The sequence below is a fragment of the Methylomonas sp. genome, assembly GCF_023228165.1.
GTDB lineage: Bacteria > Pseudomonadota > Gammaproteobacteria > Methylococcales > Methylomonadaceae > Methylomonas.
On sequence record NZ_JALOBS010000013.1, the window covers coordinates 106206 to 131643 of the forward strand.

Genomic DNA, 25438 nt, shown 5'->3' on the forward strand with positions numbered 1-25438 from the left:
GCATTGCACCAACCGCTATCCGCGGAACCAGCCTGTGGCCATTAATCCTAAACCCATCGCCCCCCGCCAAAAACCGGTCGCACGCAAGGCCTTGCCGCCGGACAAATCACAACTACCGGCCGCCAATAAACCCAGAAAACCGCGTAAATCGGCGGCCCGTAAACGCCGCCCGGCGCAGGTTTTTTGGAGCCGGAAAAACCTGCTCTTACTCAGTCTGGAAGGGTTGGGACTGGCGATTAGCGCTTTACTGGGCACCATGCTGATCCTGGGTTCTTCCGCCAGCACTTTTTCGGGATCGGGCTTTTTCGGCAGCTTACTGCCGTTTGCCGCAGGGGTGGCGGCTTGGGTGGTTTTATGCGCGGGCGTATTGCTGGTCTGGCTGAAATGGCGCGGCTGGTTGAAGACGAAACTGGCAAGTCTGCCGGCCGGCCTCGCCTTTTGCATGGCACTCGGCATGCTCTGGTTTGTATTCCACGACGGCTACATCCCGGTGTTCACCCATTTCCGCAGTCTGGTGGGCGGCAAGCAGCAAGCGGCGCGAACCACTTTAGCCCACCAGGTGTATGCGGCTTACCGCCGCCACAATCAAGCGCAATTATTAAAAATGATCCAGCGCGCAGAACCGTTTGCGGCGGATATCCGGCAGGCGGCAAAAACCTTTGCCGTGGATGAGCATCTTTTGTTGGGTATCGCGGCAACCGAATCGTCTTTTCAACCGCGCACCAGCCAGGACGGCGGCCAGGGTTTGTTTCAAATCACGGCCGTGCCCAAATTCATTTTGCAGCAAGCCGGCCAGGAATTGGCCGTCAAACAAGCGGATGTAGCTAATCCGCGTCACAATGCCTTTATTGCCGCCGCCACATTAAAGCATTATCTGGCCGAAATGCAGGACGACCTGTTTCTGGGGCTGTTGGCTTACAACATTGGCCCGCGTAACGGCGGCCTGCGATTTATCATGCAAAAATACGGCGCCAGCGATTTTGTCACCATGCAGCCGTATATACAGCAACTGCCGCGCGATTATCCGATTCGGGTTTTGGCCTATGCCCTGGCTTTTAAGTTATGGCAACAAGAAGGCAGGTTGTTGGCCTATGAAGAAGCCGATAACGCGATACGTATCCAGCAGCTGGGCATTCCCGGCCTGATCATGGCTTTTTAAAGACTAAATTTAAACACGTCGGCAGCCACCGGCCGGCCAAAATAGTAGCCTTGATAAAACAAACAGCCTTTGGCTTTTAAAAATTCTAGTTGGTGCTCATCCTCAACCCCTTCGGCGATCACATTCAAGCCCAGACTTTTAGTCATCATGATTATGGTTTCCACGATAACCGCCGCATTGGGGTCGTTTATGTGCCGGACAAAGCTTTGGTCGATTTTTAACTGACTCAACGGCAGGCTTTTTAGATACGACAAAGACGAATAGCCCACTCCGAAATCATCGATGGATATCCTCACCCCCATGGCCTGCAAGGCGTGCATTTTGGCAATGGTGTCATCGATATGCTCGATCACGCAGCCTTCGGTCAATTCGATAACCAGACGCTTGGCATTAACACCGGCATCCAGCAAAGCCTGCCTGACCTGCTGCACAAACCCGGCCTGCCGGAACTGCCGCGAACTCACATTTACTGCCACATGGTCAATCTTGTTGCCTTCGGCATCCCAAGCCTTGATTTGGCGACAGGCTTCATTTAAGACCCAGGCGCCTATCGGCAGAATAAGATGAGTGTCCTCCGCCAACGGAATAAATTCGGCGGGCGAAATCATGCCTTTTTCCGGATGAATCCAGCGAATCAAGGCTTCCGCACTCACCACCCGCAGCTGATCGTTAACCTGCGGTTGATAATGCAATACAAATTGCTGATCCTGTAAGGCTTGGCGCATTTCCTTTTCCAACGTCAAGCGCCTGTCCGCGGCTGCCTGCATGGCCGGCTTGAAAAAACTGATACCGTTGCGTCCACTCTCCTTGGCGCGGTACATAGCGGTATCGGCTTGCTGAATAATGTCTTCCGGTTGCTCGGCGGTTTCCGGATACAACGTCACCCCGATGCTGGTGGAAAAATGGTGTTCGCTACCCTGCACAACAAAGGGTTGGTTGATGGCCAACAAAATCTTCTCCGCCAGCATGGCGGCATGATTGGTGGCTTGTTGCAAACTTATGAAACGCCCCGGCACCATAATAATGAATTCATCGCCGCCCAAGCGGCAGGCAGTATCCTCTTGACGGATAATCGACTGCAAGCGTTGCGCCACCTGCATCAACAGTTCATCCCCCACTTGATGACCGCGGGAATCGTTGAGATTTTTGAAATGATCCAAATCCAGAAAGAATAAGGCTCCAAAACTTGACTGGCGCTTGGCGGCGGCAATTTCCTGCTGCAGCCTGTCCAATAACAGTCGCCGGTTGGGCAGGTTGGTCAAAGGATCGTAATAGGCCAGGTTATGGATTTCCTGTTCGGCCGCTTTTTTGTCGCTAACATCGGAAAATATCGCCACATAATGTATCGGACGGTTATGCAGGTCCCGTACCCCAGTTACCGTCAACATTTCCGGGAACACAGTACCATTTTTACGGCGGTTCCAGATTTCCCCTTTCCATTGATTATTCCTTGCCAGCTGTTTATACATTTCCCTGTAAAACTCCTGATCATGGTAGCCGGAAGAAAGCATGCGCGGATTTTGGCCAATGGTTTCTTCGGCACTGTAGCCGGTAATTTCGCAAAAGGCCTTATTCACCCGCAAAATGATCCCATCGGCATCGGTAACCACAATGGCTTCATGCGATTCGAAAGTAGTGGCTGCCACCCGCAATTCATTTTCCTGCTGTAGGCGAATGGCAATTTCCTGGTTTAAGGCTTCATTACTGCTTAATAGGTCCTGTGTGCGTTTTTCGACTATTTCCTCGACACGGGCAGTGCGCCCCGTCAATAACAACAAACTAAATCCGGTCAAACCGCACAGTAAAAATCCGCCGACTATCAGCCAGTTAAAGCGTAAGGATTGTTGCTGATTAAAAAAGTTGGCGGATGGCCAATAGTTGAACTGCCATTGCCGACCAGCCAAATCAACTTGCTTAGTAGCGGCCAACTTGGAAAATTGCAGTATCTGGTGAAAATCGCTAGGCAAATTGCTGTAAATCAATTGATCGCCGTCATGAACGGTCAGTAGCAATTGCAATTCTTTGTTGCCCAACCAATCGAATATTGCTTTTATATCAGCATCGATACGGAACGCACATGCGACAAATCCTAAAAAAGCGTTCTGGCGAGCATAAGCGGTGTCCAATCCCAATTTTTTATAAATCGGCGAATAAACCACCACACCTGGGCGGCTAACATTATCCTGAATCAATTGAATAGGACTGCTAGCCATCGTTTTGCCTGTGTTTATAGCTTGGGAAATGATAGGCGCAATCTGAGGATTACTGGAAATATCGTAGCCCAAAGCCTCTTCATTACCGCTGTGGGGCACCAAATAAGTTACTGGGAAATATTCGGTCTTGAGTTTTGCCGGTTCCAAACCGCCAGCAGGATTCAATTCCTGGATAATCCTTTGATGCCGTGCTTCCCAATGCGCTCTATCCTGGGCACTGACCCGCGGCGTCCATTCCAGAATACCACTGCGCCGATCCCGAATTGTTTCCGCAAAATGCTCGAACTCTTCGCGTTCGATTAGTTTAGAACTATCAAACAGTGCCTTAAGTGCTAGGTTGGTTGCCATATGATCGCGCATATGCTCTTGAATCGCGGTTTGCACCAATTCAACTTGCCTTTGAAACTGACTGCCGAGACGCCGTTGTTCCTGGCGCATAGTCCATTCAAACGCGACCACCACCAATAAAATTACCAGCAACAGCGGCGGCAAGACAAAACGGCGACGGGCTTGCCAGACAGCCCTGGGCCGCCCTAAAAATAAGAGGGTCATCGGGGTAAAAACAGCCGCGCCTATCGTATCGCCTACCCACCAAGTGGCCCAGCTAATGGCGACACTGGGTAAACCAATCACCCCACGGAAAGCCAAATAGGCCACCCCCACCGTAGCCGATACCAAGCAACTGACTGCGATCAAGACAAAGAAGTGCAGAATTTTTTTGTCTTCGATCAGAGCGTCATGCCTACCGACGTAGCGGTTGATCAACCACATACCTAGCCAGGCCTGCACACAACAACCGACCGCCACCAGGGAACCGATACCCATGGATACCAGCATTTTAGATGCGCTGGAAATATCCAGAAAAGCGTATAACTGGGCGATCAGCGCCCCGAGAAAAATCCCGGGTAATACCATATTGCCGTACGCGAGCATCAACGCCAACGCCATACCCGTTGCCGGCCAAATCGGACTGGCGCTACTTGGCGGTAGAGCAAATAACGTGCCGAACCAACCAGCCGCAAAGTAACCCGCCGCCGCCGCCATATTTAGAAAAATCTTATAATGCAGGATTCGCATAATTCCTTAAATAGTTAACCCTAGGGCGCATATAGCGATGCGCCTAACTGGAAACAGAAAAATAAAGGCCATAACATTGCGATTCCTTTCCAATATAAAACGGATTAATTATCTCAAGATCGAATTCAGCATTATTTATCGGCTGACTGTAACATAGCCGATACAACCTGAAGACAGACGAAGGTTACTGTAAACGCCCCAAGTTATCGACGGTAAACGCTTTGCCAAACCCGGCCACGAATTGACCAGCTTGAGGCTGCAGCAGCAGCAAATGAAAATCAGTCAGGGTGCGCAAAATGCCGATAATTTCCCCGAATTTAACCGCCATGCCATCCAACTTTTGCGCATATTCCGCATGGGTTTTGCTGATTTCCAGTACCCGGCAATCAAACGTTAGCCGCCGCCGCGCGAATGGATTGCCAGCCTCGGCCTCCGGCTCGATAAACAAGATGGAAGCCTGCGGCTGGACCAGCAAATTTTGGGTATGTTTGGCCTGCTCGCTGACAAAAATATAAAAGCCCGCCTCTTCGCGTAAATAAGGTGCATAGCTAATTGCGACGGCACCGTCGGCAGAGCGGCTTGCTATTAACAAGCTGTTCTGCCGCCGAATTAATTCATCGCAAGCATTTTGTAGACTGTGGCGTTCTGAGTCATCCATGCGGACTAAGCCTTATTTAATTGCGCATAACGGAAGCAATCGATGGTGTGATCGTTCACCATGCCCACCGCCTGCATGTATGCGTAGCAAATAGTTTTACCAACGAACTTGAAACCGCGTTTCTGTAGGTCGCGGCTCATTTTGACGGATTCATCGCTAAAAGCCGGTATTTGAGCATGGGTCTGCCAGGCATTTTGCTTGGGTGCGCCGCCTATGAACCGCCAGATATAGGCATCAAAACTACCAAAAACCTGCTGCACTTCCAAAAATGCCCTGGCATTAGCCACGGCTGCCTGAATTTTCAAGCGATTGCGCACGATGCCGGGATTTGCCAATAAAGCATTGATTATTTTTTGATCGTAAGCGGCGATTTTTTCCGCCTCGAATTGATCAAAGGCCTGCCGATAGGCTTCGCGTTTATCCAAAATAGTGCGCCAGCTCAAGCCGGCCTGCGCCCCTTCCAGCACCAAAAATTCAAATAATTGCCGATCATCATGTAAGGGTACCCCCCATTCATGGTCGTGATATTGTTCTTCATTTGCGCTGGCCAAGGCCCATATACACTTGCTCATTTGCTTTTTTGCAGCATGCTTTTCAAATCAGCAAACGGATTAAAAGTGGCTTGCGGGCCTTTTGATTCCGCGCCGCCTTTACTACCGTAACGGGTTTGCTCTTCATAACGCTGATGTTCGTTATCGTGGCAATACAGGCACAATAGCTCCCAATTGCTGCCATCGGCAGGATTGTTGTCGTGGTTGTGGTCGGTATGATGTACGGTTAATTCGCGCAGGTTTTTATGATCGAATTCGCGCGCGCAACGGCCGCAAATCCAGGGAAACAGTTTTAAAGCCTGCTCCCGATACCCTTTTTCACGCTCTTCTTTACTACGCCGGGCTTCGGCAACGATTTGATGGGATTTATTGTGTGACATGGCTTTCTCCGCTTGCTTCAACCGCCGGTTGCGTTCATGTGGCGCAAAATAACCGGCTGTTCATGGATGTTAAATTCGTGTTTTTCGGGCTTGATCTGCATGGCATTAATAATAGCGTGCTTTAAGGCCTGCATATCGCCCGGATATTGTCTGACCACGTCTTTTAAATCTACCGAGTGTTCATTGCCCAGGCACAGCAGCAATCGGCCTTCCGCCGTCAAACGCACCCGGTTACAGCTGGCACAAAAGTTGGCGCTATGCGGCGAAATAAAACCTACCCTGCTGTCACTTCCAGCCACCTGAAAATAATCCGAAGGCCCGCCGGTTTTGTCCGGCACGGCTAGCAAGGCAAAACGTTGCAGCAAATCCTGTTTGATCAATTGGCTGGGATAATAAGCCTCGGCGCGATTATGGCTATCCACCGCACCCAAAGGCATTTCTTCTATAAAACTGATATCCAGGTTTCGGTCGACGGCAAATTGCACCAAATCCGCCACTTCATGATGATTACGGTTTTTCAATATCACCGCATTGAGTTTGATCCTTTGAAAGCCTGCTTCACGCGCCACATTGATCCCTTGGAGCACATTTTCCAGATCGCCGGTGCGCGTCAAGGTTTTAAACAGCAGCGGATCCAGGGTATCCAGACTAATATTAAGGCGTTTGACGCCGGCTGCTTTTAAATCGTGCGCCATGCGCACCAATTTTGAGCCATTGCTGGTCATTGCCAATTCCTGCAGGCCGTTCAGTTTGCCGAGTTGCCGCAGCAAATCCAAGGCGCCTTTACGGACTAAAGGTTCGCCGCCGGTTACGCGAATTTTGTTAACCCCCAGTTCGGTAAAGGCCTGACAAATAAACTGTATTTCCTCCAAACTTAAAATCTGCTTGCGCGGCAAAAATACCATGTCTTCCGACATGCAGTAGATACAGCGAAAATCACAGCGATCGGTGATCGAAACACGTAAATAATGGACGACACGACCGAATCGATCGACAAGCGTTGCGGGGAGAGTAGAATCAGTCATGACTATAGTTAAAATGTTGACTTGCAAATGGTAACACAGGGCCGACAGTGCTGATTATTCGGTAAGGTTTATGCAGACCCTTTAGACTTTTGTCAGCCGGCAGGCTTTCTCTTGACGCCGAATAACCGCGTATATTGTCGCAGTTTTAAGCTTTTCGATACGACACCGCGATCCACAACTGGTTTCAAAAGCACTAGCCGCTATTTGGAAAATAAATTACCGGCGAAATTTGCAATTTTATTTACGATCGACTAAACCTATTGCATTAGATAGTTTTTACAGGAGAAAAATCATGAAAGCCATTGATTTTTTTTACCTTAGCAGCCGTTTGCTTAGGCCTATAATGGTCGGCTTTTTGCTGTGTTATGCCTTACCCGCCATTGCCGAACCACCATCCGCCGAGGACTTTAATCGATCCAGTAAGCTGGTGCTGACCTTATCCGATAAGTGGCTGGACCCTAATGCGCAAAACAGTCTGCGCAAATCCAACCGTCAAAGTATTAGCAAATCGCCTGCTGAAAATACCAAAGCCAAGGATGTTCCAATCGGCTGCGGCATGGATGTTACGCCGTTGACTAACAGCGACGCCTCGCTTGGTGACCGCTTGGTGGGCAAATGCAATCTTACCTTGCATTATTGACAATTTTGAAGTCTGCCTCCTGAAATCAACCGAACAGCCTGCGGCACGTTAACAATCAGGTAAGTTCGCTATATTTTTTTCCCAGCCGCCGCCCGCCGCCCGCCGCCCCCGGCAGACCGACAAACATTCTCGGATTACCGTTGCCTGCGTTAAAATTGCATTTCGCTTAAATCAAAACAGCAAGGCTATACGATGATTTTCAAAATTCTGTTGGTATTGTTATTTACCCTGTTTTCTAACGTCTGCCTCGGCATCGAAAAGCCGACAATTCGTCTTGGGGTACTGGCATCGGGCACCTTAGCTTGGGAACTGGCTGCAATCAAAAATGCAACCGGCTTGGATAACGCCGGCTTTAACCTGGAAACCGTCGCTATCGCCAATCAGCAAGCCGGTAAAGTAGCCCTACAGGCCGGCAGCGTGGATATAATAGTTTCGGACTGGATTTGGGTATCCAGCATGCGCGCCCAAGGCAACGATTATACGTTTTACCCTTATTCGGCCAGTGCCGGTGGCCTGTTGGTACCGGCGGATAGCAACATTAAAAACCTGTCCGATCTGCAGGGTAAAAAACTCGGTATTGCCGGCGGGGAACTGGATAAAAACTGGTCATTATTACAAGCCTTGGGTTTGCAACAAGGCCTTAATTTAAATCAGTCACTGGAAAAAGTTTACGGCGCACCGCCGCTGTTAAACCAGCAGCTGTCCAGTCGCCGCGTCGATGCCTTATTGACCTACTGGCAATTTGCCGCCCGTTTGGAGGCGCAAGGTTACCGGCAATTAATGAGCGGCGAAGACATTATTCGCGCACTGGGCATAACGGAAACCGTCCCTAGCTTGGGTTATGTGTTCAAGCAAAGCTGGGCGGACCAGCATAAAACCGCCCTGCAAGACTTTCTGCAAACTGCTCAAAAGGCCAAGGATAGCCTGTGCGACTCGGATAGCGCCTGGCAACAAGTTGCTGACCTGACCGCATCACCCGATAAAGACACTCAAGCGCTGTTAAGACGCCGCTATTGCCAGGGCCGCGTCAAACAATGGGGGGCGAACGAGCAGAATGCCGCAGAGCGAATCTATCACTTGTTACACCGGTTGAGTGACAATAAACTCACAGGCAAAACCGCTCAACTGCAACCTGGAACGTTTTGGTCCGCAGATTAATGCAATCAAGTGGACGATTTCGCAACCAGCTACTAGCTACTGCATCGATAGCATTATTGCTGGCTATCTGGCAGGTTCTGGCCTTCGCACTGCATAGCCCGACGCTGCCTACACCTGGCTTGGTAGCAATTACCTTCTGGCGGGCCACGCTTTCCGGCGAACTACCGTATCATCTTGGCGTAACCCTACTACGCCTGCTGGGCAGCTTTAGCTTAGCCATGCTGTTGGGCTGTGCAATAGGTGTGGTGCTGGGCAAAAATAAAACTCTGGACGCTTTTTTTGATAACTGGCTGGTGATCTTTCTGAACATACCGGCCTTGGTTACCATCATCCTCTGTTATGTCTGGTTCGGTCTGGTGGAATCCGCGGCCATATTGGCCGTTGTGATCAATAAATTACCCAATGTCATCGTCACCATTCGTGAAGGCGCGCGTTCCTTGGACAAGGATTTGCTGGAAATGGCGCAAAGCTACCGGTTCAGCAAACGCAAAACCTTTCTCTATGTCATCTGGCCGCAACTGCATCCCTTCGTGATGGCCGCCACCCGCTCTGGTCTGGCGTTGATCTGGAAGATTATTCTGGTGGTGGAACTTTTAGGCCGCAGTAACGGCATGGGCTATCAATTACACATCTTTTTCCAGCTGTTCGATGTAGCCAGCCTGTTGGCCTATAGCTTCGCTTTCGTGGCAGTGATACAAATCATTGAAGTAGGTCTATTAAAACCGTTGGATAGAAAAACCCAAAGGTGGCGCCGATGAGCGACATTCGCATCCACATCAGCAACAAAACCTACGTTTTGGCGCACGATACCGCTCAATTTCATCATGCGATTGCCGAGCTTGACTTTATCGTCCACCCCCACCAGTTTGTCTGCCTGGTGGGCCCGTCGGGTTGCGGCAAAACCACGCTGCTGAATATGATCGCCGGCCTGGACCAACATTACCAAGGCCGAATCGACATGGGCCAAGCCGACAAAAACCCTTCGATTGGATACGTGTTTCAGAACCCGCGCCTATTACCCTGGCTTAGCGTCAGACAAAATATTGAAGTGGTTTTTGATCGCACCCCGCCGGCCAATTTGATAGACAGTCTGTTGGACAGTATGCAATTACGGGAGGCCCAACATCAATATCCGGAACGTTTATCGCTGGGCATGCAGCGCCGGGTGGCCATCATTCGCGCCTTTGCCATTAATCCCGACATATTGTTAATGGATGAGCCGTTCGTGTCCTTGGATGCCCCCACCGCACGCCAAGTCAGAAGCTTGTTATATTCGCTGTGGCTGCAACGCCCGCATACGGTTTTGTTTGTCACTCATGATTTACGCGAGGCCATTGCCTTAGCCGATCGCGTGATCTTTCTGTCGCCTTCGCCCATGCAGGTACTCAGCGATATTACAGTGCCAATCGCCCGCGACCAACGTCACGAAGAAAGCCGAATCGAGATATTCCGCGAGCACTTATTACAAAACCACCCGGAAATCAAAGGCCTGCTATAAGGTGAGAATCGTCGTCAAAGCCTGCGAATGCGAGGAAATCATCAAAAAATCCCGCTTCATCGGCATCATTAGTCCTTGCCAATCAGAACCTGAAGCGCTACAGATATTAAAAAATCTGCATGTACAGCACCCTAACGCCAGTCACATCGTCTATGCCTACCGGATCCAGACACCGGCAGGCCTAGTCTGCCGTTTTTACGATGCGGGAGAACCCGGCGGCACCGCCGGCAAACCCGTCTTTCAGCATCTGGAAGGCAAGCAATTGATTAATCTGATGGTCGTGGTTATCCGCTACTTCGGTGGAATAAAACTGGGGGCCGGCGGTTTGACGCGAGCATACGGCAATCTCGCCAAGAAAATTATTGAAAACGCTGAGATCGCCGATCACATTGAAAGGGTCACGTTGCAGCTGGTTTTAGAATACAACCAGTTGCAAATGCTGGAATATCAATTAAAAAAATTGAATGGCAAAATCGTTCAACAAGATTTTGCCGAACAAATTCAGGTTCAAGTCCAGCTCCCCAAACATCACCTACCAGCCTTTCAGCTTATATTTCAATAACCTAGCAATTTAGTCAGGAATTATGACAGAAATATGACCCATTGTTTCACGATAGAGAATAAATCATGCACGATACCCCGTATTGTAAATAAAAAAATAGTCGTTATAGTTAAGCCGTCTTCATTGCATTGACTGAAATCAGTCTAGGAGCTTCAAATGAGCAAATCCAGCAATCTTTATAGAGATATTTTAACCGGCATCTTTTTTATCGTCGGCGTATTCGGCTTCATGTCTGGCGAGTTCATCCTCTCCACCCTGTTGTTTGGTGCGGCGACCATTGCCAGCAATCTTGATTTTTCCGGCTCGTTTAGAGCATAAGCTTTGTTTTTGTTGTACCTCCCTCGTTGTCCCTTAACAGCCATAGCTCTGTTAACTCCTTAGCCCCGCACTTTGCGGGGTTTTTTTTGCCGCCTGCTTATTTCTTCGAGTTTCGATTCCCGGCGTTATCAAACCTGGCTAGCGTCTCTAAACTGCATCTTATGCAACTTGGCATACGCGCCATCCAATTTCAGCAGCTCATCATGCGATCCGCGTTCGACTATCCGGCCTTTATCCATTACCAAAATAACATCCGCACCTTCGATAGTCGATAAACGATGCGCAACCACCAAGGTGGTGCGCCCCTGCATAACGCGATTTAAAGCCGCCTGAATGTAGCGCTCCGATTCGGTGTCCAATGCGGAAGTCGCTTCGTCCAACACCAAAATCGGGGCATCTTTTAATAGTGCCCGCGCCAAAGCCAGTCGCTGCCGCTGTCCACCGGAAAGTTTGACGCCGTTTTCGCCGATCTCGGTATCCAGGCCTTGCGGCATTTTGTTGATAAAGTCCATCGCATAAGCGTCGGTTGCGGCCTGTTCAATTTGGCTGCGCGCTGCCCCCTGTAAAGTGCCGTAGGCAATATTGTTGGCCACGGAGGTATTAAACAGCGTGACATTCTGGTTTACCAAAGCGATCTGCTGCCGCAAACAATCCAGGCGATAGCGTTTTAATTCCACCCCGTCGATCAGAATTTCACCCTGCTCGTAATCGTAAAAACGCGGCAACAAGTTGATCAAGCTGCTTTTCCCGCCCCCGGAGGCGCCTACCAAAGCGACAGTCTGGCCCGGCTCGACGACCAGATTGATGTTGGACAAAGCCGGTGTTTCACTGCCCGCATAACTAAAGGTCAGGTTTTTGAATTCGATCCTGCCCTTGCAGCGAGTGGTTTGATAGTCACCCTGATCGATTTCCACCGGCTCATCCAACACTTCAAACAAGGTTTCGGCCGCGGCAATACCTCGCAATATCTCGGCGTTGGCATCGCTTAAATTGCGGATCGGCTTGGGCAATAAAAATGCCGCGGTGAAAAAGCCTACAAATTCACCGGCGCTTGAGGACTTCATAATGATAAGCGCCAAATACATCATGCCGGCCAAGGCAAAGGAAATCAGTAACTGCATCAATGGATTGTTCAGCGATACCGTCATAATTAATTTGCGATATTGCTTACGGTTTTCCAGGCTGCAATCCTGGAAACGTTGCCGTTCGTATCGTTCGCCGCCGAAACTTTTGACAATGCGATTACCGGACACCATTTCCGAGGTAATATGGGTCAAATCGCCCACCGTATCCTGCATGTTACGGCTCAAACGCTTTAAGCGTTTACCGACGTAGCGCACCACCACCACCACCACGGGTGCAATCGCCAAGAACACCAAGGACAATTTCCAATTGGTATAGCCCAGATAACCCAGTAAACCGATTGCGGTAAAGCCTTCACGCACGTAGGAGCGGATAGAGTCGGAGGTTGCCCTGGTGACTTCGCCGATATTATTGGTTATCCGGGAAATCATATAACCGCTGTTATGGCTATCGAAATACTGCACGGATAAGCGGGTATAATGATCGAAAATCGCGCAACGCAATTTATGAATAACATTGCCGGAAATACGCGCTAAATAATAATTACCCAAAAAGGCCCCAACGCCGCGCACCAGGAATAACACAATAAACAATAACGGCAGATACTGGATATTGCTTCTGTCCTCGCCGTTAAAACTGTCTATGATGCGTTGAATAATCATAACTACCGCCGGCTCGGTGGCGGCATATATGGCAAAACCGATAGCACTGACTATAAACATGCGCCAATACGGCAATACAAAACGCATCAAACGTTTATAGACCTGACTGTCCGTCATGCGTTTGTTTGAATTTTCCAACCTGTCCAATACTTTTACCCTTAAAATTAACCAATAGCTTCACGCCAACCGACATTTCAATGCCCGCCGCAGAACTTATCAATATACAGCCTAAACGCATTTTGGTGATAACCCTGCGTTTTTTGGGCGACACCCTGTTAACGACGCCGCTGATCAGCTCGTTAAAACAAGCTTATCCCAACGCCGATATTGACGTGTTGTTGCCGGCAGGCAACACGGCCATGCTGGCAGGTAATCCGGACATTTCCCAACTGATTGCTTTGCCGAAGAAAATTAGCGCGCTGGATTTTGGAAAATTACTGTTTAAATTATATCGTCGTTATGACTTAGCCATTTCAACCCAAGCAGGCGACCGCCCGGCGTTATGTGCCATTATGGCCGGTAGGATTAGCCTAAGTTTCGTTCCTGACGACCCCGGTAAAGCTTGGTGGAAAAAAAGTTTTTTGACTCATTGGCTGGTTTTTAACCAAGACTACGATCATGCCGTGCTGGAGAATCTGCGCTTTTGTAACCTGCTGGGAATCAAGCCCTGCTATAGGTTAACGCCGCCACGCACAGACCAAGCTTCTTTCCGTGCGCCGGACCGACCCTACGCAGTGCTGCACATCATGCCGCAATGGCGCTATAAACAGTGGCATAAAGCCGGCTGGCTGGAATTGATAACATTTTTAAACGAACGCGGCCTTGGTATTGTATTGACAGGTAGTGGCGAGGCTAACGAACTCCATTATCTACACCAATTGGAACAACAACTGCCGACCGAAGTAACTAATTTGGCCGGCAAATTATCCTTGGCGGAATTGACCGAATTGATCAGTAATGCGGCATTGTTCGTTGGACCCGATACCGGCATCACGCATTTGGCTGCCGCAACCGGCACCCTGACATTTGCACTATTTGGCCCGACAGACCCCAAAAAATGGGCCCCGTGGCCGTTTGATTTTACGGGGAGCATTGCACCTTTCTCATCGTTAGGCTCGCAGCATGTCGGTAATGTTTATTTGATTCAGGGACAAACCGACCGAAACTGCATGCCCTGTCAGCTGGAAGGCTGCGAAAGACACCGAAACAGTCATAGCGCCTGCCTCGACCAACTCTCCGCGAGCTGCGTAATCGACACAATATCCAACAGCTTATTAACGGTCAGCAATCGAAGCATTAATGCTATGCTTTAAATCTTGATGTAACTTAATCAAATGGCCATCGCTCATTCATCCATTCAACTTCAATGACGCAGATACAGCAACTTGACCGAATTTACGTTCTTAACGTCAAAAAATTTACCCACCGGCGCCAATTCATGGAGCGTCAACTGGCCAACACGAAGTTAGATGCCGAATTTATTTTCGACTGGGATGTTGAGGATGTTAGTCCCGACATCATCGGCACCTATTTCGGTAACAATCTTCTTACCCCAGCTCAACAATCCTGCGCGCTTAAGCATGTGGCGGCCTTACAAAAGATCGTCGCCGACAATTGCCAGTTCGCATTAGTACTTGAAGACGATGCGGTGTTCGGTAAGGATTTGAAACTCGGCCTACAACGTGCGATGGAACAAAGCGGGCAATTCCCCGGCAATAAAGTGATTTATATTGGTTCAGGCGGCAATTTTTTCACACCTAAAAGCCAACGCAAGCCAGGACAATATCTTTACCCCGGAAATAGGGTGCGGTTTGCCGATTCCTACATTCTGGACAGCTCAACGGCCCAACGACGTCTTGACTGGATTAAAGCGCACAAAATTTCAGCGCCGATGGATAATCAGTTCGAAGTCATGGACAAGGAGCTTGGCATCCAAACCCTTTGGCTGGAAGATCCGGTTGTTGAACAGGGCAGCAAAAACGGCTTGTTTCAAAGCGCGTTGGAATCAGACCCTCCGCCCTGGCTAAAAGGTATCTTTTTCGACTGGGAAAAGCTGAAACGTAAATATATTTATCAATTATGGCGTTAGGAATTCATAACATAATGGCTTTTTCCAATTTTTCTGAAAAATCCCTGAAAATCAGCCGATATCTGACTATTCTCGCCGCCATAGCCGCCCCCATGTCGACAGCGGCCACTGGCATAGCCTGCATTGCTTTGTTAATTTTTTGGCTGATATCAGGCCAGGCCCCGCGAACGATTAAACTATCCTGGCAACAACCTTTCGGAAAAATGATAGTGCTGTTTTATGTATGGCTATTACTCGGCACCCTATATGCGGAAACCGACTGGCCTAGCAAGTTACAAACACTCTCAAGCTGGAAAAAGCTTGTTTACGCTTTTATTCTGCTCGGAATTTTTCAACAGTTCGAATGGCAAAAACGCTTTGTTAACTGGTACGTCACAGCCATGGTCATTTCAGCCATCATTGCCTTATTCCTTTGGTCGTTTGGTCTTATTGTCAGGCCGAGCAACGGGGCTTTTTACGCGGGCATATTCATGACCAACCATGCCACTCAAAGTATGGCCTTTGTGGCGGCGACGCTGTGCTGTATTTTTTTACTGCATGAAACCGAAAGCCCGCGCATAAAATATTTGCTTTGGGCCGCTATCGGCTTGTTCCTGTTTAATATATTTTTTATCAGCACTGCGCGAAGCGGCTATATCGCCTTACCTGTAGCCGCTATTTTTGCGGTAGGCTCTATATATGGCTACCGTAAATTACCGCACATTCTTGCCTTGGCGACTATCGTAATACTGGCTTTCGGCCTTGCCTCCAATACCCTGCAAGAACGTATTAAACTCGCTTTGGACGAACAAGCGAATTACCAAACCAGCAACAATGAAACATCCGTTGGCGTTCGCATGATCTTTTATAAAAACACCCTGGAGTTAATACAAGCGCAACCTTGGTTTGGTTATGGTACATCATCATTCAAGCCTATTTATAGCGCACATACAGCCTCTAAGTATCAGGATTGGCGAGCCGTCAGCACTGGCGATCCCCATAACCAATATTTATTCATTTGGCTGGAAAACGGCTTGTTCGGCTTAGTGTTATTTTTTGCCTATATCTACATTGGCATCCGCCAAGGTTTAAAAAATCCACCATACGGGGCCATTGCGGCGAGCTTTTTAATCGCGATAACAGCTTCCAGCCTGTTTAATTCTCACTTTAAAACCTATGCGGAAGGATACATGTTAGCGTTTTTTCTGGGCGCGCTTTTGACGCGCCCAGCAAACTCAAACCTATCAACTGTATAACGTACTGCGCTTCCCAATCCATATTTACCCATCCGGACGTCGAATGACTGAATCTTTACCAACCAATCGCCCAACCACCGCAGCCAAACTCAGCGCCTACATCATCGCTTACAATGAGGCGGATAAAATTGCCGATGCGATTCAAAGCGTACAATGGGCCGATGAAGTGCTAGTACTCGACTCCAATAGCACCGACAATACAGAAAGCATAGCAATAAAATTAGGTGCGACAGTGAAACAAATTCCGTTTTCCACTTTCGGCAAATTACGCAATGATGCTATCGCATCCTGCACGCACGACTGGATTTTTAGTCTGGACGCCGATGAACGATGCACCCCGGAGGCTAGGGAGGAAATCTTAACCATCCTGACAACCCCGACAGCCGATGCTTATTATGTGCCCCGACGCAATTGGTTTATGGGCCGCTGGATCAATCATTGCGGCTGGTATCCTGATTACCGTCAGCCGCAGTTATTCCGTAAACAGGCTTTGGTATTTGATGACGCGGCTGAAGTTCATGAGGGTTATAAAGTTAACGGTAAAGTCGGCTACTTTAAATCCTCGATTATCCAAATTCCTTTTCAAAACCTGGAACAACTGCTGCATAAAATGCAACGCTACTCCACATTGGGCGCTCGTAAACTGGAGCGTAGCGGCAAACCAGTCACAATGGGCACGGCGCTTGGACATGGTTTATGGGCGTTCATACGCATTTATGTGCTGAAGCTGGGCTTTCTAGACGGTTGGGCTGGATTTGTTCTGGCTTTTGGAAATTTTGAAGGCACCTTTTACCGCTACGCCAAAGCAGCAACCGCAAAGCAAAGCTGGAAACCCGATAGCCTTCCCAATATAGAAACACACGCCCGCAAATAGCCATGGCGGGCTTAATATCGGTGATTGTGACTACCTATAACTGGCCGGAAGCACTTGCTGCCTGCCTCACTAGTCTATTATCCCAGCATGACGGCAATTTTGAGATCATTATTGCCGACGACGGCTCAGGCGCGGCAACGCAACAGCTAATAGCCGAGTTTCAACGGCATAGCCCTATTCCGATACACCATATCCGTCACGAGGACAAAGGCTTTCGGGCCGGCACCATACGTAATAAGGCTGCAGCACTTAGCCTGGGTGATTACCTGTTATTTATGGATGGGGACTGCGTCGCTTTACCGAGTTTTGTCTCTCGCCATCGCCATTTGGCCGAATCCGGATACTTCGTCCCCGGTAACAGGGTATTAGTGAGCCAAGCCTATACCACTCGGGCCCTGGAACAACAGATACCTTTACACAGCAGATCCTTGGTTTTTTTTCTAGGTTTATGGATACAGCGGCGTATTAATCGCTTCTTGCCGTTAATCTATCTGCCATTCCGCAATTGGCGTTATCGCCACCCCTGGTTATGGCAAAAAGCCATGACTTGTAATTTGGCGATTTGGAAAACCGATTTTATCGCTGTTAATGGATTCGACGAAGTCTTTGAAGGCTGGGGTTATGAGGATTCAGACTTAGTGATACGCCTGATTCATCTAGGGGTTAGACGCAAAGAAGGCCGCTTTGCCCTGCCCGTTTTCCATCTTTGGCATCCACATAACGACCGTAGCAAGCATGACCAGAATTATCAGCGCTTGCTGGAGCGACTGAATCGGCAGTCTTTAATTCGGGCACAATCCGGCGTAGATCAATACACAACCTAGGCTTGATAATCGGCCTTAATGCTGTCCATGCAAGCGCATCAGCAAAACCGCCTCATCGCGAGTTAAGCCGCAGCTCTTCACCAATTCATCAAGACTGGCCCCTCGATGAATTTTTTCGATGGCTATTGAATAACCACCTTGCAGTTCTTCCTCCTCCGCAATGACAAGCTCATTATGCTGAGGTTGGGGCGTATTGACCGTATCAAGCATATGATTGAGATGTGACTCGCTTTCAGACAAGCGTTTATCTACTGCAATAGCCGCCGCACAAAGCCCAGCCACATCGTCATTGCTGCGTTGCAGTTGCGAACGCAAGAATTGATACTCTTGTTTAAGCCTTTTTTGCTGACGCCAAAGTAAAATCAAGGCGACGGCCAGCACAAACAAAGCTAATACAACACCGGCAAGCGCCAGCAAAACGAGCTCGCTCATCACACTATTTCATCTATATGCTGTATTGGTTGTTGGTCACGCTGCGGTTCTGTTACCAATTCTTCATCCTCGGCTTTTTGTTTTTTCTGGCCCCGATCCTGCTTTTGTTCGCGCCTGATTTTTCCGACAACCGGTACGCCGGGGCTAGGGCTAAGTGGAGTGAGTTCTGACACAGTAGCGACGCCTTTCAATCTAATTAGAACATATCCAATTCGGCTTTTTCATCTTCGCTAAGGAATTTGTTTAAATCGACCAAAATCAGTAGCTTGTTATCCCGGCTTGTTACGCCCTGTATATATTTTGAGCTTTCTTCGTTTCCGACATTCGGCGCGGTTTCAATTTCCGACACCCGCATCTCCACAACCTCGGCAACGCTGTCCACCAGAATCCCGATAATATGCCTTTCGGTTTCGATAATGACCACACGGGAGGCGTCATCCGGCTCCTTAGAAGACAGCCCAAAACGATTGCGGGTATCGATTACGGTGACTACATTACCGCGCAGATTAATGATGCCTAATACGTAAGACGGCGCACCGGGCACAGGGGCAATTTCGGTGATGCGTAATACTTCCTGCACCTGCATAACATTAATGCCGTACTTTTCATCACCCAGACAAAAAGTCACCCATTGCATAATGGGATCGCTTTGTTTTTTATCGTCGCTCATGTCGTTTATCCAAAAGGGTTAGGAGTTTCTTTTTCGATGCGGCACTAACTCTTGCAAGTCAATAATAGCCGTTAATTCCTCTATTACCGTACCAATCAGCCAAGGTTTTTTTTGTCTGCAGGTACGCCACCTGACTTTATCCGGCTTTAGCTTGCCTATCGACAAAATTTCGTCGCACGCCAGCCCCCAGCGTTTATCCTGTGTAATTAAAATACATTTAAAGGGTTTGGCTTCCAAATCTCGCTGACTGCCGCGGAGCTTACCGAAAATCAATTGCCCGGTATCCAACACGCCAATCCGGCTATCGTGTTCATCGAGCAGCCCCAGGAACCACGATGGTTGACCGGGTATTTTGCCGGGCTTACGATCAATTTTGATGGTTCGTGACAAATCTATCAGCGGAGTCGCCAGAATCAAGTGATCCACTTTAAAAAACAAAGCTTGAAATTCATGCTGAGCCCAATCAGGCATCACCGATAGCGGGTTTAGTTTAGCTGGTTTTTCAAATGCAACCAGCTCGTTCTGAAGCGGCTGCACCAAGGGCTGAGTAACAACAACGCGTTGAACCACCGGCTCCACCGATTTTTTCTGCGGCGCTTCATCGGCTGGAACCGCCTCGGGCACCTCATCCAGCAAAGTACTCAGATAAGCATCTAAAGCCAGCTTTTGCTGAACGATCTGCTGCGGTGATTTGCTGTGCCTCATATCCGCTTCGCCAAAGGTTTGTCTGCGGCTTTTTCAAGCAACAATAGTTCCAATAGTGCCGAATAGGCCTCAACCGCCTTGGCGCTTTTATCGAATAACGACAACGGCACGCCTTCCCGGCTGGCGTCGCGCACTTTAGTATCGACCGGAACTACCGATTCCCAGGCGTTATCCGGATATTGCTGATGCAAAGCCACCAAGCTTTCCCTGGCTGCCTTAGTCCGTTTGTCGAACATGGTCGGCACGATGGTAAATTTCGGCGCGGTTTTGCGGGAATGAAACACCATATTAATGGTGTGCACCATTCTGTCCAAACCCTTTAAAGCTAAAAACTCGGCTAAAACCGGAATGATCAAATGGTCGCATGCCGCCAAGGCGTTAATCATCAAGACCCCCAGCATCGGCGGACTGTCGATAATGACATAGTCGTAGCGATCCTTTAATTTAGCCAGCGCCGTCGCCACCACCAATCCCATTCCCCCCATCTGCGCCACCTGTCTGTCCAAGGTGGCAATGGCCGTCGACGCCGGCAGCACGGCCAAACCGTCGAACTCGGTTTGCGTGATGTACAAGGCCGGATCGATGTTCTTTTTTTTCTCGCCGGTATCCCGAAACAAGTTATAGACGCCGAGTTCGACTTCGTCGGGATTCATCTTGAAATAACTGGTCAAGGAACCATGCGGATCCAAATCGACCAACAAAGTTCTGAAACCCCAAGACGATAACAAGCCTCCCAACGTCACCACAGAAGTGGTTTTGCCCACGCCGCCTTTTTGATTGGAAACAGACCATATTTTCATAATTGAGCCGGAATTTCAGGCACCTGTTGGATAGGTTCTGGTAAAGGTTCAGGAGCTGACACAGGTTTCGCTGTATCAGCCTCAGGCTGAGGAGACAATTTCAAAGCTTTCGCCCTTTCGTTATCGGTCATGCCGTAGCGCGCAAATGCCTGCGACATCAGCACCAATACAACGCGACGATTTTTAAATCGTCCTTCCTCGGATGTGTTATCGGCAACGGGGTGAAATTCTCCATAACCAACCGCGGATAACCGGATAGGCGGAATATTGTTCTTGATTAACTCCTTCACCACGCTAGTGGCGCGCGCCGACGATAAATCCCAATTGGACGGATAAATACCGGTAGAAATCGGCACATCGTCCGTGTAACCCTCTATATTAATGACGTTAGGTACATTGCGAACCACCTCGGCCACTTTTTCCAGTACCGGAATGGCTTTGCTGGATAACTCGGCCTTACCGCTGGCAAACAGCAACTCGCTGTTCATTTCCAGTTCAACCCAAAAATCGTGTTTATTGATCCCCACCAACTGGCTCTCAACAAATGGCTGTAAGGCCCGTTGAAACTCCTCGGACACTTCATCCAGCCGGCGCTTTTCTTCCATGATTTCTTCGCTAAGTTGATGCTCCTCCTCGGTGACTGTCACTAGATTGGGTAACTCAATGGGTTGTATACGGGTCGGAATTGTGCCGGTCTGAATGGGTTCGGCTTGCTTTTGTACTTTTTCATTGTGAAAAAGCGCCTGATCGAGCGACTCGGAAAACGTTTCGTACTTGCCCTTATTAACCGAGGAAATCGAATACATCACCACGAAAAACGCAAACAGCAAGGTAATGAAGTCGGCAAAAGACACCATCCAGCGATCTTGATGCTCCACATCATCAATCAATCTTTTTCTGCGTCTGGCCATAATCAATCAGCGGCTATTTTTCCAGCAGAAAGCCGGACAGCTTTAGTTCGATATTGCGCGGATTTTCACCCTCGGCAATCGACGAAATGCCTTCGATGATCATTTCCCGAGCTTGAGAAGCCCGGAAAATATGGGCTTTTAGTTTGTTTGCAATGGGAATAAACAACAGATTGGCCAGCCCGACACCGTATATGGTCGCCACAAATGCAGTGGCAATACCACTACCCAACAATTCCGGCTTGGCCAGGTTCTGCATGACGTGAATCAGGCCTATGACGGCACCCATGATACCGATGGTTGGCGAATACCCGCCCATGGCATCAAACACTTTCGCCGCCTGCATGTCCAAGTGCTCCTTGGTTGCCAACTCCACTTCCAGGGTATCGCGAATCACTTCCGGCTCATTGCCATCGACCAATAACTGCAAGCCTTTTTTGGCAAAACTGTCTTTTTCGTTGTCGATGACGGTTTCCAATCCCAAAAGCCCCTCTTTTCTGGCCATCGAACTCCAATGCACAATCTTATCGATCTGTTTGCTCATTTGGAGTTTTTCCGGAACTATAATCCACACGCTAATCTGTAATCCGCGTAAAAAAACCTTGGGCGGAAATTGCAACAACGTTGCCCCCAAAGTCCCGCCCACTACAATCACGAAGGCATGAAAATTTACCAGGGAATCTAATTCGCCACCCGCCATCAAATTGCCGCCAATAATGGCGGAAAATCCAACCAGAACTCCGATGATGCTTAAAATATCCATCCAATCAACTATTAAAATGCGCGGGCCAAATTATCCGGGCACCCAGCTTTTGTCGATATCAATTCCGACTAAAATAGCACCCAGCTCTCATCTTTCAACAGCATTAAGCTATCGTTGCATTGCTTGCGGTGAAAAAAGGCAGCCGTCATTACCCACAACGAGTCAGGTAGTCGAAACATGCTTACCACGCCACGCTGAACAGTTAGAAATTAACTGGCGTATTTTTTCATCAATCCCGGTACATCCAGAATCAAAGCTATTTTGCCGTCACCGGTAATGGTTGCACCCGCCAAACCTTCCATGCCGTGCAGCTTGGCACCTAGGGCCTTGATGACGACCTCCTCCTGACCGATGAGTTGATCGACCACAAAACCAACCTGTCTGCCGCCGGCATTGACCACTACGACATGACTGCTAGTAACCTGTTTGTCTATGGTGTAATGCGGGTTATTAACCAGCCACTCGCTCAAATAGAACAAAGGCAAGGCTTTGTTTCTGACCATAACCACTAATTGATTGTCGACCTTATTGGTTTTAGTCAGATCCAAATCCAAAATTTCCAACACGCTCGCCAACGGCAAGGCAAAAGCCTGACCTTTCAGTTTGACCATCAAGGTCGGCATAATAGCCAACGTCAAGGGTACTTTGATGATGATGGTGCTGCCTTTGCCTTCTATGGAGTTAATTTCCACCACACCATTCATTTGCGCGATGCGGGTTTTCACCACATCCATACCCACGCCCCGGCCCGAAACATCGGAAATTTCGACTTTAGTGGAAAAGCCCGGCAAGAAAATCAGGTTATAACATTCCTTGTCATCCAATCTGGCCGCGCTTTCTTCATCCATCAAACCTTTTTCAACGACTTTGGCACGCAACATATCCGGATTCATACCTTTGCCATCATCCTGAATGGACAGCTGAATATGATCGCCTTCCTGAGCAGCCTTGAGTATGACCACCCCCTCTCTCGGCTTACCTTTTGCCACGCGCTCATCAGGCATTTCGATGCCATGATCTACAGCGTTACGGACCAAATGCACCAAAGGATCGGCTAAGGCCTCCACCAAATTCTTATCCAGATCAGTCTCTTCTCCGATCAATTCAAGGTGGATTTCCTTTTTCAAACTTCTGGCCAAATCACGCACCACCCGCGGAAACCGGCCGAATACTTTTTTGATCGGCTGCATGCGCGTCTTCATCACGGCTAATTGCAGATCAGCCGTCACCACATCCAGATTGGAAATGGCTTTGGATAATTGCTCGCCTGCCTCCGAAGAAGCCTTGAGCGTTTGAAAGCGATTGCGCACTAACACCAATTCGCCGACCATATTCATAATATCGTCGAGAATTTGGGTATCGACACGTACCGTGGTATCGGCCTGAGGCGCGGGCGTTTTGATTTTGTCGGCGCCGCCCGCATCCCCCGCTATCGCTTTGACTACGGGTTTTCCATGCTCGGCGGCGACTTGAGTTTTTGCAGGCGTCGTTTTTGGAGCCTCCGCAGCCTGAGGCTTGACGGGTTTTGCTTGCTTTGGGGGTAAAGAAGACGGGCTTGATTCCGGATTCTTTTGCACCGCCGCTGGGTCAAATTTGCCCTTGCCGTGCAACTCATCAAGCAATTGATCAAACTCTTCCTCGGTAATATCACCCGAATCGGCTGGCGGGCTATTTGGCTGCACCGGTGCCTTGAATTGTCCTTTGCCGTGTATTTCATCCAACAGATTTTCGAATTCGTCCTCGGTAATCTCGTCGTCATCGTTAGCCGCAGGAGAGGGGGTTGTTGGTGTTGGCGCCTTGGCCGTGGGCGAACCGCCTTTGCCATGCAGGGCATCAAGCAAATCTTCGAATTCTTCCTCGGTAATCTCGTCATCGTCCGCGCCGGATTCCGCCCGAGCCACCAATTCATCGGGATCCAGCATTGCTTCGAATTCTTGGGCAACTTTATCCAAAGCCGAAGCGCTTTCAGCGATAGGCTCAATTGCGCTACCCGACTGCTGCTCGGCCGGCCCGGTATCCTCGCTGGCATAGGACTTTAACCGCGTCATTAAGCCAGCCGGTGCGGTCTGCGGAGATTGCCCGGCCCTGACTTGAGCGAACATATCGTTGACGATATCCAGAACTTGCAAAATAACATCCATCAAGTTCGGCGTAACTTTTCGATCTCCCTGCCGCAACACGTTAAATACATCTTCCGCGCTATGGCAAATTTCAACCAGTTCGTGGATAGCTAAAAATCCAGCACCGCCTTTGACGGTATGAAAGCCTCGAAAAATGGCATTAAGCAAATCATAATCATCTGGCGATTGCTCAAGCTCAACCAATTGTTCGTTAAGCTTTTCAAGAATTTCTCCGGCTTCCACCAAAAAGTCTTGTAAAATTTCATCGTCCAGATCAATCGACATATTTTAGCCCTCAGAAACCTAGACTGGATAATAAATCATCGACATCGACCTGACTGGTGGCAACACCGCCCTCTCTATCATCCACCCCCGGCACCACTGGACCGGGTAATTCAGGGTGGGCCTGCGTTGACGCCTGATCACCGCTCTTACGCCCGGAGATACTGATCAATTTCACCATACTGACCTCCAACTCCTGCACCAGATCGATCACGCGGCGGATAATTTGTCCGGTAATATCCTGAAAACCCTGCGCCATTAAAATATCGTTCAGTCCGGCCTGAACTTGCTCCAGTCCTGTTTTGGATTCCTTAAAATGCCGGGATATCTCCGAACTCATCGATTTGAATTCGTCCAGCGGCATTTCTCTATCCAGAAATCGGCCCCACTTTGCCGATAGCAATGCAACCTGATCATTCAACTGTTGAGAAATAGGGAGCAAGTTTTCCACCGCGGTCAAGGTTTTATCGGCGGCCTCTTCCGTCATGTGAATGACATACTGTAACCGCTCTTTGGCATCGGGAATATCGTGCTCGGTCATCGCGGCAATTTTAGCGTCCACGCTAAAGCTCACCATGGTGTCATGCAGCTGGCGGGTCAGCCGGCCGATCTCTTTGAATAGCTGGGTTTCTCGCAAACCGGCCAATTCATCCAACAGACCATCCGCGACGACTTCATCGCCTTTCTCCAATGCGGCAACCAAATCTTTGGCCAAACTCAGCAGGTCGCTCTTCATATATTTCGCTCCCTTG

27 protein-coding genes are annotated in these 25438 nt (G+C 49.1%); 12 read left to right on the forward strand and 15 right to left on the reverse strand.

The features are described from left to right. The first annotated feature begins 34 nt into the window (after positions 1–34). The gene (locus M0R33_RS11710) at positions 35–1159 is read left to right on the forward strand and encodes a transglycosylase SLT domain-containing protein (RefSeq protein WP_292568992.1); all 1125 of its coding nucleotides are present in this window, start codon (positions 35–37) and stop codon (positions 1157–1159) included. Here M0R33_RS11710 and M0R33_RS11715 read toward each other — a convergent pair. From M0R33_RS11715 to moaA, 5 genes are all read right to left on the reverse strand, one after another. Further along, on the reverse strand, positions 1156–4449 hold the full coding sequence (locus M0R33_RS11715) for an EAL domain-containing protein (protein ID WP_292568994.1): 3294 nt from the start codon (positions 4447–4449) through the stop codon (positions 1156–1158). The genes M0R33_RS11710 and M0R33_RS11715 overlap by 4 nt on opposite strands. 184 nt (positions 4450–4633) lie before the next feature. Next, entirely contained in the window at positions 4634–5107 is a 474-nt protein-coding gene (locus M0R33_RS11720; RefSeq protein WP_292568996.1) for a pyridoxamine 5'-phosphate oxidase family protein, read from the reverse strand. 5 nt (positions 5108–5112) lie between these two features. Then, the gene (locus M0R33_RS11725; RefSeq protein ID WP_292568998.1) at positions 5113–5679 is read right to left on the reverse strand and encodes a DNA-3-methyladenine glycosylase I; all 567 of its coding nucleotides are present in this window, start codon (positions 5677–5679) and stop codon (positions 5113–5115) included. Beyond that, positions 5676–6038, reverse strand: a complete 363-nt coding sequence (locus M0R33_RS11730; protein ID WP_292568999.1) for a YajD family HNH nuclease — start codon at positions 6036–6038, stop codon at positions 5676–5678. The genes M0R33_RS11725 and M0R33_RS11730 overlap by 4 nt, the downstream gene beginning before the upstream one ends. Positions 6039–6055: 17 nt before the next feature. Beyond that, entirely contained in the window at positions 6056–7063 is a 1008-nt protein-coding gene (gene moaA / locus M0R33_RS11735; RefSeq protein ID WP_292569000.1) for a GTP 3',8-cyclase MoaA, read from the reverse strand. 292 nt (positions 7064–7355) lie between these two features. On the opposite strand from moaA, the gene M0R33_RS11740 reads away from it, so the two are divergent. The 6 genes from M0R33_RS11740 to M0R33_RS11765 all read left to right on the forward strand — a co-directional run bounded on the left by M0R33_RS11740 (position 7356) and on the right by M0R33_RS11765 (position 11239). Continuing rightward, a complete protein-coding gene (locus tag M0R33_RS11740) occupies positions 7356–7703 on the forward strand; it encodes a hypothetical protein (protein ID WP_292569002.1) in 348 nt (115 codons plus the stop codon). Between the two features lie 192 nt (positions 7704–7895). After that, positions 7896–8861 (forward strand): ABC transporter substrate-binding protein, encoded by a 966-nt coding sequence (locus tag M0R33_RS11745; protein ID WP_292569004.1) that lies wholly within the window; start codon positions 7896–7898, stop codon positions 8859–8861. Continuing rightward, positions 8861–9619: an ABC transporter permease gene (locus tag M0R33_RS11750; RefSeq protein ID WP_292569006.1), complete on the forward strand. Its 759-nt coding sequence runs from the start codon at positions 8861–8863 to the stop codon at positions 9617–9619. Before M0R33_RS11745 ends, M0R33_RS11750 begins: the two co-directional genes overlap by 1 nt. Next, the gene (locus tag M0R33_RS11755) at positions 9616–10359 is read left to right on the forward strand and encodes an ATP-binding cassette domain-containing protein (RefSeq protein ID WP_292569008.1); all 744 of its coding nucleotides are present in this window, start codon (positions 9616–9618) and stop codon (positions 10357–10359) included. The genes M0R33_RS11750 and M0R33_RS11755 overlap by 4 nt, the downstream gene beginning before the upstream one ends. A 1-nt stretch (position 10360) precedes the next feature. After that, entirely contained in the window at positions 10361–10921 is a 561-nt protein-coding gene (locus M0R33_RS11760) for a YigZ family protein (RefSeq protein ID WP_292569009.1), read from the forward strand. A 156-nt stretch (positions 10922–11077) separates the two neighbouring features. Further along, entirely contained in the window at positions 11078–11239 is a 162-nt protein-coding gene (locus M0R33_RS11765) for a hypothetical protein (RefSeq protein ID WP_292569010.1), read from the forward strand. 128 nt (positions 11240–11367) lie between these two features. Here the strand turns inward: M0R33_RS11765 and msbA are convergent, their stop codons facing one another. Beyond that, positions 11368–13101, reverse strand: a complete 1734-nt coding sequence (gene msbA, locus M0R33_RS11770; protein WP_292569092.1) for a lipid A export permease/ATP-binding protein MsbA — start codon at positions 13099–13101, stop codon at positions 11368–11370. An 80-nt stretch (positions 13102–13181) separates the two neighbouring features. On the opposite strand from msbA, the gene M0R33_RS11775 reads away from it, so the two are divergent. The 5 genes from M0R33_RS11775 (at position 13182) to M0R33_RS11795 (ending at position 18006) form a co-directional block, all read left to right on the forward strand. After that, positions 13182–14297 carry a glycosyltransferase family 9 protein gene (locus tag M0R33_RS11775; protein ID WP_292569012.1) on the forward strand — a complete coding sequence of 372 codons (1116 nt, stop codon included), beginning with the start codon at positions 13182–13184 and terminating at the stop codon, positions 14295–14297. Positions 14298–14350: 53 nt separating this feature from the next. Then, positions 14351–15073, forward strand: coding sequence for a glycosyltransferase family 25 protein (locus tag M0R33_RS11780; protein ID WP_292569015.1), 723 nt, complete (start codon positions 14351–14353; stop codon positions 15071–15073). A gap of 470 nt (positions 15074–15543) precedes the next feature. Next, on the forward strand, positions 15544–16308 hold the full coding sequence (locus M0R33_RS11785; protein WP_292569017.1) for an O-antigen ligase family protein: 765 nt from the start codon (positions 15544–15546) through the stop codon (positions 16306–16308). A gap of 43 nt (positions 16309–16351) precedes the next feature. Next, entirely contained in the window at positions 16352–17182 is an 831-nt protein-coding gene (locus tag M0R33_RS11790) for a glycosyltransferase family 2 protein (protein WP_292569019.1), read from the forward strand. Between the two features lie 2 nt (positions 17183–17184). Further along, on the forward strand, positions 17185–18006 hold the full coding sequence (locus M0R33_RS11795; protein ID WP_292569021.1) for a glycosyltransferase family 2 protein: 822 nt from the start codon (positions 17185–17187) through the stop codon (positions 18004–18006). 15 nt (positions 18007–18021) lie between these two features. Here M0R33_RS11795 and M0R33_RS11800 read toward each other — a convergent pair whose 3' ends face one another. From M0R33_RS11800 to M0R33_RS11840, 9 genes are all read right to left on the reverse strand, one after another. After that, on the reverse strand, positions 18022–18438 hold the full coding sequence (locus M0R33_RS11800; RefSeq protein ID WP_292569023.1) for a DUF2802 domain-containing protein: 417 nt from the start codon (positions 18436–18438) through the stop codon (positions 18022–18024). Further along, on the reverse strand, positions 18438–18611 hold the full coding sequence (locus M0R33_RS11805; RefSeq protein WP_292569025.1) for a hypothetical protein: 174 nt from the start codon (positions 18609–18611) through the stop codon (positions 18438–18440). The genes M0R33_RS11800 and M0R33_RS11805 overlap by 1 nt, the downstream gene beginning before the upstream one ends. A 23-nt stretch (positions 18612–18634) precedes the next feature. Next, positions 18635–19108 carry a chemotaxis protein CheW gene (locus tag M0R33_RS11810; RefSeq protein WP_292569027.1) on the reverse strand — a complete coding sequence of 158 codons (474 nt, stop codon included), beginning with the start codon at positions 19106–19108 and terminating at the stop codon, positions 18635–18637. Between the two features lie 18 nt (positions 19109–19126). Beyond that, positions 19127–19813, reverse strand: a complete 687-nt coding sequence (locus M0R33_RS11815; RefSeq protein WP_292569029.1) for a chemotaxis protein CheW — start codon at positions 19811–19813, stop codon at positions 19127–19129. After that, positions 19810–20613, reverse strand: a complete 804-nt coding sequence (locus M0R33_RS11820) for a ParA family protein (RefSeq protein ID WP_292569031.1) — start codon at positions 20611–20613, stop codon at positions 19810–19812. The genes M0R33_RS11815 and M0R33_RS11820 overlap by 4 nt, the downstream gene beginning before the upstream one ends. After that, positions 20610–21524 (reverse strand): flagellar motor protein MotD, encoded by a 915-nt coding sequence (gene motD, locus M0R33_RS11825; protein WP_292569033.1) that lies wholly within the window; start codon positions 21522–21524, stop codon positions 20610–20612. The genes M0R33_RS11820 and motD overlap by 4 nt, the downstream gene beginning before the upstream one ends. A gap of 13 nt (positions 21525–21537) precedes the next feature. Next, entirely contained in the window at positions 21538–22284 is a 747-nt protein-coding gene (locus tag M0R33_RS11830; protein WP_292569035.1) for a flagellar motor protein, read from the reverse strand. Between the two features lie 209 nt (positions 22285–22493). Then, a complete protein-coding gene (locus M0R33_RS11835; RefSeq protein ID WP_292569037.1) occupies positions 22494–24689 on the reverse strand; it encodes a chemotaxis protein CheA in 2196 nt (731 codons plus the stop codon). Between the two features lie 10 nt (positions 24690–24699). Then, positions 24700–25422 (reverse strand): protein phosphatase CheZ, encoded by a 723-nt coding sequence (locus tag M0R33_RS11840; RefSeq protein ID WP_292569038.1) that lies wholly within the window; start codon positions 25420–25422, stop codon positions 24700–24702. Positions 25423–25438 lie beyond the last annotated feature (16 nt).